Source organism: Shigella sp. SIG3, assembly GCF_053555855.1.
This window is the reverse complement of sequence record NZ_JBQZXE010000145.1, coordinates 1-8,148: the sequence shown is the minus strand read 5'-3', so window position 1 is coordinate 8,148 and position 8,148 is coordinate 1. Positions and strand designations below refer to the sequence as shown.

General features: G+C 40.3%; 9 protein-coding genes and 1 pseudogene. 6 read left to right on the top strand and 4 right to left on the bottom strand.

The features are described from left to right. Window positions 1-513 precede the first annotated feature (513 nt). From ACUU1I_RS18225 to ACUU1I_RS18215, 3 genes are all read left to right on the top strand, one after another. Window positions 514-1,737 carry a hypothetical protein gene (locus ACUU1I_RS18225; protein WP_000020590.1) on the top strand — a complete coding sequence of 408 codons (1,224 nt, stop codon included), beginning with the start codon at window positions 514-516 and terminating at the stop codon, window positions 1,735-1,737. A 246-nt stretch (window positions 1,738-1,983) separates the two neighbouring features. Then, window positions 1,984-2,550, top strand: a complete 567-nt coding sequence (gene slp, locus ACUU1I_RS18220) for an outer membrane lipoprotein Slp (RefSeq protein ID WP_005072051.1) — start codon at window positions 1,984-1,986, stop codon at window positions 2,548-2,550. Window positions 2,551-2,705: 155 nt separating this feature from the next. Continuing rightward, window positions 2,706-3,236, top strand: a complete 531-nt coding sequence (locus ACUU1I_RS18215; RefSeq protein ID WP_000478623.1) for a helix-turn-helix transcriptional regulator — start codon at window positions 2,706-2,708, stop codon at window positions 3,234-3,236. A 41-nt stretch (window positions 3,237-3,277) separates the two neighbouring features. Here the strand turns inward: ACUU1I_RS18215 and ACUU1I_RS18210 are convergent. The 3 genes and pseudogenes from ACUU1I_RS18210 to hdeA form a co-directional block, all read right to left on the bottom strand. After that, window positions 3,278-3,924: pseudogene (locus tag ACUU1I_RS18210) on the bottom strand (MgtC/SapB family protein). A 63-nt stretch (window positions 3,925-3,987) separates the two neighbouring features. After that, window positions 3,988-4,314: an acid-activated periplasmic chaperone HdeB gene (hdeB, locus tag ACUU1I_RS18205; protein WP_001298717.1), complete on the bottom strand. Its 327-nt coding sequence runs from the start codon at window positions 4,312-4,314 to the stop codon at window positions 3,988-3,990. A 115-nt stretch (window positions 4,315-4,429) separates the two neighbouring features. Further along, window positions 4,430-4,762, bottom strand: a complete 333-nt coding sequence (gene hdeA / locus ACUU1I_RS18200; RefSeq protein ID WP_000756550.1) for an acid-activated periplasmic chaperone HdeA — start codon at window positions 4,760-4,762, stop codon at window positions 4,430-4,432. Window positions 4,763-5,016: 254 nt separating this feature from the next. Between hdeA and hdeD the strand changes: the two genes are divergently transcribed. Both hdeD and gadE read left to right on the top strand, forming a co-directional pair. After that, window positions 5,017-5,589, top strand: coding sequence for an acid-resistance protein HdeD (gene hdeD, locus ACUU1I_RS18195; RefSeq protein ID WP_000965672.1), 573 nt, complete (start codon window positions 5,017-5,019; stop codon window positions 5,587-5,589). A 798-nt stretch (window positions 5,590-6,387) separates the two neighbouring features. After that, window positions 6,388-6,915, top strand: coding sequence for an acid resistance transcriptional activator GadE (gene gadE, locus ACUU1I_RS18190; protein WP_000576690.1), 528 nt, complete (start codon window positions 6,388-6,390; stop codon window positions 6,913-6,915). On the opposite strand, the gene ACUU1I_RS18185 is transcribed toward gadE, so the two are convergent. Then, the gene (locus tag ACUU1I_RS18185) at window positions 6,916-7,194 is read right to left on the bottom strand and encodes a hypothetical protein (protein ID WP_001205330.1); all 279 of its coding nucleotides are present in this window, start codon (window positions 7,192-7,194) and stop codon (window positions 6,916-6,918) included. It abuts the gene before it with no gap. A 107-nt stretch (window positions 7,195-7,301) separates the two neighbouring features. Between ACUU1I_RS18185 and ACUU1I_RS18180 the strand changes: the two genes are divergently transcribed. Next, window positions 7,302-8,148: efflux RND transporter periplasmic adaptor subunit (locus ACUU1I_RS18180; protein WP_449144873.1), on the top strand; the 847-nt coding region annotated here is incomplete at its 3' end.

The window sequence follows — 8,148 nt, the reverse complement described above, 5'->3', positions numbered from 1 at the left end:
ACAGGATAATCCTTAAAAATCACAAATGATTTAACTAATGCATTGAGAATGATGACGGCTCGGTCAACAAGTCATCAACAGACAATAACCACGTAATCATGCTTCTCTGACATTTTATCGGAGAAGCAATGACTCTTTGTCTCAGTACCCTCCTCCTTTTTAAAAGGCAGATTTCAGTCGCTAATACAACACATTTTTAAATACACTTTAACCTGGTTCATTATTACACATCTAAAACATCACAAAAATATTACTTCACACACTATCGGAGAACATAATAACTTTTTAAAATGAGCGCTTTTTGATAGTTGTTAACGTTTTCCTTTACGATACTATCACTGCCCTTTTTTTATACACAAATATTACCGGGTGGAAATGAAAGGGAATTTAAAGGTAATTATATCAGGAAGATATAACGCATTATATTTATTGTGTGTAGAAGAAAATCCATTCCTGTTCTAATTATCCAATTTAAAAACATTAGCATAAAACAGATGATGAATAAGGAATGTTATGTCAATTGACTTTACCCTAGGTATAATAAATACATATCACGGCGATATTTATAACTGCACAACAAATACCGATAATGTTAAAACGCCAGACACACCGAAGTGGCCTTATGATAATTGGGAAGAACAACAACCCATTAATTCCACATTCTCTGGAGAAGGATACAACCCTGAACAATTTGATTTAGCGCAACAACAACTCCAACAAATTAATGCATGCCACACGAACACCACATATACAAATGCAGACTACTCAAAAGTTGTGGTTCAACTTGTAAGTCTTATTAATAACATTGAAACGATAAGTTCGACACCACTTACGCAACAGACACAATCAATACTTAATCAGATTCATAACATTAGATACGAAAAGGATAAGGATTCTGTATGTCAAATCATTGTTGTCGTTAATCCAGAACCCAACAATCCAATCATAACTAAAATTCTCGTAGAAGAAGGAATACCCGAAAGATTCAGTGTCCAAACCGTTTCTTCCGATAATAAAAATTTTGCTGGGCAACGAGCTGACTTACCAACCGATATAAGAGACATTCAAAGCTTGTACTTAAAAATGGCGAAGCTGTATATTGAGCACAGTAAAAATGAAAATAGGATGGAAGCCCTTGCTGGATGCGACTTTATTGATTTCAACATGACAGGGCAAGATATGTCCAAGCTAGTCCTAACCTTATCAAAATTTTATTTTGAAGATCTACTTAATATAAATTTCACTGACGCAAATTTATTTAACACTATTTTTTCACACAAGGAAAATCCCATCCCCAAACTACATAAATATGAACAACATCTTGACAAACAAATCAATGGCTTGTTTTCTACATTGTTAACTATTAATGACAACTCTTTACGCGCGAAAGCGGAAATTGCTTCGAGAATAATTGATTTCTTAGAGGCAAAGGTAGTGAATCTTTCATTTGATGACATATTAAAATATAAGCAAGAGTTCAAAAAAATATGTTATAAACAACTTCAAGAGTTTACAACACCCTCTCTATACAATAAAATTCAAAAATGGGCAACAATGTCTAAAAATGAATTCATAGCATTTCATTACGAGACACTTCAACCCGAAAAGATTTCATACCCCTTTTATTTAAAGAGAGATCTGCCTAATGAAAAAGATATAAATTATGGGGTGGAAATAGAAATACCATCTGGCAAAAGAATTCGCTTATCAAATCATTATCAGAATATAATACCATAATATTGATTATTAGCACTTTATAATCATTGAATAAAAATAGATTTTATGTAATTTTAAAACAAAGGGTTATATTATTGGGCGATGGATACTCATACCACGCCCCAAAATAACGGAATTGAACTAAACAGAAGGGATATAAACATCAGACAGGTTTACGTTACTATCAGGCATATCACCTCAGAATCAGATGAAAACTATAAAGAAATATCTATTATGGTTTTAATATTTGTTGATAAGGATAGTAACATGAACATGACAAAAGGTGCACTCATCCTCAGCCTTTCATTTTTGCTTGCCGCATGTAGTTCAATTCCGCAAAATATCAAAGGCAATAACCAACCTGATATTCAAAAAAGTTTTGTTGCTGTTCATAACCAGCCGGGGTTATATGTTGGTCAACAAGCGCGCTTTGGTGGGAAGGTTATCAACGTTATCAATGGCAAAACGGATACGTTGTTAGAAATCGCTGTATTACCGTTGGATAGCTATGCGAAGCCTGATATTGAAGCCAACTATCAGGGCCGACTGCTCGCCAGACAAAGCGGCTTCCTTGATCCAGTGAACTATCGTAATCACTTTGTTACCATCCTCGGTACCATTCAGGGTGAACAACCAGGCTTTATCAATAAAGTCCCGTATAACTTCCTGGAAGTGAATATGCAGGGCATCCAGGTGTGGCATTTGAGAGAAGTGGTTAATACCACCTATAACCTGTGGGATTACGGCTATGGTGCATTCTGGCCGGAACCGGGCTTGGGTGCGCCTTACTACACCAATGCGGTGAGTCAGGTAACACCTGAGCTGGTCAAATAACACCACCGAAAGATGCAGATGCTTTCTCAGCATCTGCATCATGTATTACATAAAATTAATATACAGTAAGCTAACTATTATTATTATAAGCCCTGTCCTGTTAATTACCTTTGGCAAACTGATTATAAAGTTAATGTCCGCACCAGGAGTCGGTTATGTTTCTTATAATTACCAGGGATACGATGTTCTTCACCGCGATGAAAAACATTCTGAGTAAAGGTAATGTCGTTCATATACAGAACGAAGAAGAGATCGACGTAATGTTGCATCAGAATGCCTTCGTCATTATTGATACATTAATGAATAATGTATTTCATTCTAATTTTCTCACTCAAATTGAACGATTAAAACCTGTCCATGTCATTGTTTTCTCCCCCTTTAATATTAAACGCTGTCTGGGGAAAGTACCGGTGACCTTTGTTCCGCGGACTATCACTATCATTGATTTTGTCGCACTCATCAATGGCAGTTACTGCTCTGTGCCTGAAGCGAATGTGTCACTTTCGCGCAAGCAACATCAGGTTCTGAGCTGCATTGCGAATCAAATGACAACTGAAGATATTCTGGAGAAACTGAAAATATCGCTAAAAACGTTCTACTGCCATAAACACAATATCATGATGATCCTCAATCTTAAACGGATCAATGAGCTGGTACGCCATCAGCATATTGATTATCTGGTGTGAATTTCAGGCTTACGGTGAGTCTGGCTACGCTGCCACACAGATTAGCTAATTGAAACGCCTTTCACCCCTGCCATACCTTTTAATAATCGCAACAGGTCTTCTACCAACGTTGTGGCATGAAGCTGGATATCAATGGCGACCACTTCATGATCTTCATTTTCCTGCAACGAAACTAAATCAGTTTTTATTTTTTGCTGCTTAAACCAGTCGAGCATTGATACCGTATTACCGTTCACTAATGTCAGCTGTAAATGGTAATTTTTGTTCATCAGGCGGAAGGTTAATTGATGGAAGACTTCCAGCACCAACAAGGTCATCACTGAACCATAAATACCCAGTTCGTACATACCGCTGCCAATAACCATACCTATGCGGCGGTCACCCAGATATCCGCTGCCGTCGTCAGACCTACAATATTTTGGTTACGAACGAGAATGTTACCTGCACCGATAAACCCGACGCCCGTCACCACCTGAGCAGCAATACGGCTGGGGTCGAGTCCGACGTGATCTAAAGACAGCACGTCAGCAAAACCATATTTCGAAACAATCATAAACAGGGCGCTTCCCATGCCAATTAATACATGTGTGCGTAACCCTGCTCCTTTGCCGCGCATTTGCCTTTCCATGCCAATAGCGCCACAGGCAATTGCCGCGAGTATAAGACGTATAATTAATTCTGCTGTCATATAAAAATGCAAAAAGGAGCAGCAAGATGGCTCAACTTGCTACTCCTTTTTACTTGTACCTCATTAATTCGGCAAGTCATTAGATGCTTGATTTTTGAAGGTATACAAATTTTTCTGCGGGTTTTTCTTACAGTATTCGATCACTTTAGGAATTTGAGTGAGATCGGTTTCATTTAAAGTAACGGTATCGCCACCTTTATATACTGTTTCTTCATGCAGCATCCACCATGCAACCGGGGTCATTGCTTTTGGATTCAGATCAATAAATTCCTGGCAGGTCATATCTTTAGCGGATTCATTGGCTGCCAGCGCAGATTGTGCGTTCACCAGTGACAAAGCCGCTACAGCGCCCATAAAAATAAACGCTTTACGGAGAGATGAAATATTCATTTTGTAACCCATTCAATATAGAGATTATATATGAACAGGAGGAATAGCTGCTTTTAAAGAAGATATTCCGGCCTGTTCAATATGCAAGGAAGTACGATGTAACGCATTCCCGGAATTACATATCTTTCTTAATTTTGTCCCATTCGCCTTTAACTTTATCTTTAAAGTTGGCTTGTTTATCCTGAGTACAAGCCTGAACGATAGCTGGGGTTACGGTTGCAATACCCTGAACATCTAAAACCGCATCTTCTGGTTTATCTTTGTTGTTCAGCGCTTCAGCAAAACCAACTGCAGTTGGCTGGAAGGATTCGTCCACAGCCAGGAAATCTTCACAGGTCCATGAGTTGACCGGTTTTTTGTTATCAGCTGCTTTTTGCGCATCCGCTGCATTGCTCACAACTGGCAGAAGAAGCAGACCACCAAGAATAACGCCTAATACTTTTTTCATCGTAATATCCTCAACTATAAAGTGAAAGAGCCGTCACGAATCAATTTCGACACTGAGGTTATAACCTGGTTTTCTGTATATGTCATGTTGATGGAAAATATCAAAATCAGATATTTTTATTTCAATACAATGAGTTACAGATGCATCAGATACTGCAATTAGGAAATTTTTATTAAATCGACTGCATTCTTAGACGCGTTTTTGGCATAGATTGATAGCAGGGGATTTTCTTCTTAATTTTATAGGGTGGTTCTATGTTATATATAGATAAGGCAACAATTTTGAAGTTTGATCTGGAGATGCTGAAAAAGCATCGCAGAGCAATCCAGTTTATTGCCGTGCTGCTGTTTATCGTCGGGTTGCTGTGTATCAGTTTCCCGTTCGTCTCTGGCGATATTTTAAGCACAGTAGTGGGTGCATTATTAATCTGCTCGGGTATTGCGCTTATTGTCGGGTTATTCAGCAACCGCAGTCATAATTTCTGGCCGGTATTATCCGGTTTCCTCGTCGCAGTCGCCTATTTATTGATCGGCTATTTCTTCATCCGTGCACCGGAGCTGGGCATTTTTGCCATTGCGGCATTTATTGCCGGTTTGTTCTGTGTTGCAGGGGTTATTCGCCTGATGAGTTGGTATCGTCAGCGTTCAATGAAAGGCAGCTGGCTACAGCTCGTTATTGGTGTGCTGGATATCGTCATTGCCTGGATATTCCTTGGTGCAACGCCGATGGTGTCTGTAACGCTGGTTTCCACACTGGTGGGAATTGAACTGATATTTAGCGCCGCCAGCCTGTTCAGCTTCGCCAGTTTGTTCGTTAAGCAGCAATAATTACCCCGGTTGTCACCCGGATCATAGTCACTTGATGTGACTATGATCCGATTAATACTCTCTCCGCTACGCAGTGTTGTAGATCAATTGCGCACTATCATTGAAATAATTACCTGCTAGTGATTATTTCAACCTACTGAATTTCATCTAATTTTTTTCACTCCATGGCAAATTAGCCATTTCAAACATTATCATGGCTGATATTTTCCGTAGTCAGGTTTAATGTTTTAAAAGTGCTGTGGGAAAGTGAACAAAGAGTTCCGTAAGCGTTGATGCTATGGGCGGTTAAATAAGTAATCCGGGTTCATTTTTTTGCAACTGGCGTTGATTACATTGCATAAATATCCGTGTCTCCAGACGCTATATAAAAACCTGAAGACATAAATGCGTTATTTACTCAGGTAATTTCAATGCGTTAAAAGAAAGCTGGCAATCCAATTGCCAGCTTAAGTCGAAACAAGGAGACTCGATATTTAAATCGGATTACATTTTAACTTTAGTAATATTCTTCAGAGATCACAAACTGGTTATTGATAACTTATTCTTGGGCAGTAATCCGCAAACGTTAACTTTTTGTTTACTATTTACAAGCTGATAACAACCAGGAATCTTACTTAGGATCAATATATGGAGTGCGTGATGGATAAATCTGAAGTATTGATTAGTGTTAATAGACGTATTAGTTCACGAAGGGCAAAGTTCTTATAGGCGTTTACTATATTGAACAACGATTCGGACAAGGATGTAAATAATGAAAAGGATGACATGTTCGAAACAATAACGGCTAAGGAGCAAGTTATGATTTTTCTCATGACGAAAGATTCTTTTCTTTTACAGGGCTTTTGGCAGTTGAAAGATAATCACGAAATGATAAAAATCAATTCCCTGTCAGAGATCAAAAAAGTAGGCAATAAACCCTTCAAGGTTATCATTGATACCTATCACAATCATATCCTTGATGAAGAAGCGATTAAATTTCTGGAGAAATTAGATGCCGAGAGAATTATTGTTTTGGCACCTTATCACATCAGTAAACTAAAAGCTAAAGCGCCTATTTATTTTGTTAGCCGCAAAGAAAGTATCAAAAATCTTCTTGAGATTACTTATGGTAAACACTTGCCCCATAAGAATTCACAATTATGTTTTTCACATAATCAGTTCAAAATTATGCAACTGATTCTGAAAAATAAAAATGAAAGCAATATCACGTCGACGCTCAATATTTCGCAACAAACATTAAAGATTCAGAAATTCAACATTATGTACAAGCTGAAACTAAGACGTATGAGCGACATCGTCACCCTGGGTATCACATCTTATTTTTAGTCAGGACATAAGCAACTGAAATTGATGGCTGGCATGACGAGGGATGCAGATGCTGATTTCATTACCCCCGGTGATTACTAAAGGAGAGGCTAAAACGACTTGATTCCCCTGGTATGTGTATCCACCAGTAGAACCCTTCGTTGCCCGAATGCTGGCAGGAACTGTTGGCAGAACGGCAACATTTTTTTTGTCGTTGACCTCACCATGTCGATCACTGTGCCTGTATCCCACCTTACTGGCTGACAACCCCACTATGCCGCTGGTCTGTAAATCCCTCATATCTCTCCTCGCGCGCAATTTAAAGAACCGTTATTTCTCAAGAATTTTCAGGGACTAAAATGAACAGAAGAAGAAAGCTGTTAATACCGTTGTTATTCTGCGGCGCGATGCTCACCGCCTGCGATGACAAATCGGCGGAAAACGCCGCCGCCATGACGCCTGAGGTCGGTGTCGTCACACTCTCCCCTAGTTCGGTCAATGTGTTGAGCGAATTGCCCGGTAGAACCGTTCCTTATGAAGCTGCCGAGATACGTCCCCAGGTGGGCGGTATTATCATTAAACGCAACTTTATCGAAGGCGATAAAGTGAACCAGAGCGATTCGCTGTATCAGATTGATCCTGCACCTTTACAGGCCGAGCTAAACTCCGCCAAAGGCTCGCTGGCGAAAGCGCTCTCTACCGCCAGCAATGCCCGCATCACCTTTAACCGCCAGGCATCGTTGCTGAAGACCAACTACGTTAGCCGTCAGGATTACGACACCGCGCGCACCCAGCTGAATGAAGCAGAAGCCAATGTCACCGTCGCCAAAGCGGCTGTTGAACAGGCGACGATCAATCTGCAATACGCGAATGTCACCTCGCCGATTACGGGCGTCAGCGGGAAATCGTCGGTGACCGTCGGCGCACTCGTTACCGCTAATCAGGCAGATTCGCTGGTTACCGTACAACGTCTGGACCCGATTTATGTCGATCTCACGCAGTCGGTGCAAGATTTCTTACGCATGAAAGAAGAGGTCGCCAGTGGGCAAATCAAACAGGTTCAGGGCAGTACGCCAGTACAGCTCAATCTGGAAAATGGTAAACGTTACAGCCAGACCGGCACGCTGAAATTCTCCGACCCGACGGTTGATGAAACCACGGGCTCCGTGACGTTACGGGCGATTTTCCCCAACCCAAATGGTGACTTGCTGCCTGGCATGTATGTCACGGCATTAGTGGATGAAGGTAGCCGCC